The organism is Escherichia sp. XD33 (assembly GCF_019375075.1).
Classification (GTDB): Bacteria; Pseudomonadota; Gammaproteobacteria; order Enterobacterales; family Enterobacteriaceae; genus Enterobacter; species Enterobacter flexneri_A.
Window position 1 is genome coordinate 1 of the sequence record NZ_JAENDM010000146.1, and the last position, 2,367, is coordinate 2,367.

Sequence of the window (2,367 nt, forward strand, 5' to 3'; positions counted from 1 at the left end):
TTATCGCTGCCGGGTACGTTCGTACGGGCATGAAGATACCCTGCGCTCAGTGTGGACTGGTGTTCAGACGCCCATGCAGGCGTACCTGATACGGCCAGACAGATGGCTGCGGACAAAATGGCGGCATAAACTTTACGCATAATTACCTCTCGCTTTTCTGCAATAAAAAAGGCGCCATTTCTGGCGCCCGTATCTGGGTTATAAAATTCAGCTAATCGTGATGCCTGCAGTGGCTTTCTTCATCACCACAACCAGCAAATCGCTGATACTTGCTGTGGGATACCAGTTATTTACCAGCCATGCTGACACCGAAAACTCCAGTGTCATGTGACCGTGACCGGCAGGCATATCAATAACACCACTGTAAATCAGCGTATTATCCAGCGCGGTACGGTTATAAATTTCAGCACCGTTTTTCCGTACTATCAGGCGGCATGACGAATAAATATCGTTATTCTCCCGCTCATGTTTAGCGCCGCTGAATGCCACCGCCGGAATAACAATCTGCCGGTCAAACGGCTGATCGTCATAAACCCTGACGGTAATGGTCCCTGATGGCCACCGCTCCGGTGCCCGGGAGTCCCGTGGGAAAGCCTTACCCACTGTTTTGACAATATCGCCTTCAATCTGGTTGGCTGACAGTTTCCCTTTAATCTGACAGTTCTCATTTATCGTAACGTTGTTGAGCGTCCCGGAGTTCGCATTCACACTGCCACTGATATCTGCATTTTTAGCGGTCAGCTTTCCGTCCGGTGTCAGGGAAAATGCCGGAGGATTACCGCCGCTGGTAATGGTCGGAGCCGTCAGGCGTTTCAGGAACACGTCGTTCATGAATATCTGATCGCCCTGACCAACAAACATTGGTCTTGTGTTGCCATTAGACGGATCAATAAACGCGATACGGTTAGCGGCAACCAGAAACTGGCTCAGTTTGCCTTCCTCCGTGTCCTCCATGCTGAGGCCAATACCCGCGACATAATGTTTGCCGTCTTTGGTCTGCTCAATTTTGACGCCCCACATGGCATTCCACTTATCGTTGGCGTCCTTCCACTCTTTCGAAAACTGCTCCAGTTTGCTGGCGTTAATGGGGATCACCCGGAACAGCCCATGCTTTTTCGAGCGTTCATACACAATGGTCGGGTCAATCCCGCCAATATCCCAGCAGATACGGGATATCGACATTTCTGCACCATTCCGGCGGGTATAGGTTTTATTGATGGCCTCATCCACACGCAGCAGCGTCTGTTCATCATCGTGGCGGCCCATAATAATCTGCCGGTCAATCAGCCAGCTTTCCTCACCCGGCCCCCATCCCCATACGCGCATTTCGTAGCGGTCCAGTTGGGAGTCGATACCGGCAGTCAGGTAAGCCACACGATCAGGAACGGGCGCTGAATAATGCTCTTTCCGCTCTGCCATCACTTCAGCATCCGGACGTTCACCGATTTTCGCTTCCCATGTCTCACCGAGCGTGGTGTTCACGAAGGTTTTACGTTTTCCCGTATCCCCTTTCGTCTTCATCCAGTCTTTGACAATCTGCACCCAGGTGGTGAACGGGCTGTACGCCGTCCAGATGTGAAAGGTCACGCTGTCCGGCGGCTCAATCTCTTCACCGGATGACGAAAACCAGAGAATGCCATCACGGGTCCAGATCCCGGTCTTTTCGCAGATATAACGGGCATCAGTGAAGTCCAGCTCCTGCTGGCGGATGACGCAGGCATTATGTTCGCAGAGATAAAACACGCTGGAGGGATCATCCGGCGTCCATTTGAGGCCAAACGGCGTCTCTTTATCGCCAAATTTAAGGTACTGCTCCTCCCCGCAGTGCGGGCAGGCAACATGAAAACGCATAAAATGCGGGGATTCACTGGCTGCACGCTCAATCTGACAGGTGCCTCTCACTTTGGGCGTGGAGCCACGGATGGACTTTGGCCAGACCGAGCCTTCAATACGCTTGTCACCCAGGAACGTCGGAGAGCCTTCCTGTTCAATATCATCATCAAAAGCAGCAAGTTCATCATAACCCGCCACATCCACCGACTTTTCACGGTAGTTTTTTGCCGCTTTACCGCCCAGGCACCAGAAGCCACGACCATTGGTGAAACGCTTCATGGTGAGCGTGTTATCCCGGTGCTTTTTGCCATACCACGGGGCCAGCGCCAGCAGCGATGGAATATCACGGATGGTCGGCTCAACGTGAGTTTTCATAAAGTTCTCGGCATCACCATCCGTCGGCAACCAGATAAGGGTGTTGCGCTGCTTATGCTCTATGAAGTAGGCATAAACACCCAACAGCATTTTGGAATAACCGACACGGGCAGACTTCACCACATTCACCTCGCGGATGTAGTCGCTGCCCATCGCATT

The 2,367-nt window shown here is 52.3% G+C and carries 2 protein-coding genes; both read right to left on the bottom strand.

The features are described from left to right. Positions 1-140: Ail/Lom family outer membrane beta-barrel protein (locus K0778_RS25635; RefSeq protein ID WP_153449173.1), on the bottom strand; the 140-nt coding region annotated here is incomplete at its 3' end. A 67-nt stretch (positions 141-207) separates the two neighbouring features. Then, positions 208-2,367: terminase gpA endonuclease subunit (locus K0778_RS28100; protein WP_250666416.1), on the bottom strand; the 2,160-nt coding region annotated here is incomplete at its 5' end.